Here is a 605-nt window from a genome sequence, read left to right on the forward strand (position 1 = left end):
ATAATCTCATCAATACGGTTTAAAAATTCAGGACGGAAAGCCGCTTTAACGACATTCATAACATCATTTTTTGCCTGCTCAACGGTTTGCCCTTCAGGCAAAGCGGTTAAAAATTCAGCACCAAGATTAGAAGTCATAATCAGCAAGGTATTGCGAAAATCAACGGTACGTCCTTGACTATCAGTCAAGCGCCCTTCATCGAGCACTTGTAGCAAGAGATTAAAGATATCCGGATGTGCTTTTTCAATTTCGTCAAACAGAATGACCTGGTAAGGTCTTCTACGTACAGCTTCAGTCAGCACCCCACCCTCTTCATATCCAACATATCCAGGAGGTGCCCCAATCAGCCGCGCCCCGGCATGCTTTTCCATATATTCCGACATATCGATGCGCAACATGGCATTTGGGTCTTGAAAGAGAAAAGCGGCAAGAGCTTTGGTTAATTCGGTTTTCCCCACACCAGTAGGACCCAAAAACATGAAAGAGCCAAGCGGACGATTGGGATCTTGCAACCCTGCACGCGCACGACGTACAGCACGAGAAACAGCTTGAACAGCCTCTCCCTGACCAATCACACGTTTGCTAATTTCATCTTCCATCCGCAA

At 46.1% G+C, this 605-nt stretch carries 1 protein-coding gene; it reads right to left on the reverse strand.

What is annotated here, in order from left to right; translation table 11 throughout:
• Window positions 1-605 (reverse strand): AAA family ATPase (locus ACFIL8_RS12300; protein ID WP_375690051.1); only part of this gene is annotated, 605 nt, incomplete at both ends.

Origin of the sequence: Bartonella sp. AP57NXGY, from assembly GCF_042195805.1 — a bacterium.
Taxonomy (GTDB): domain Bacteria; phylum Pseudomonadota; class Alphaproteobacteria; order Rhizobiales; family Rhizobiaceae; genus Bartonella.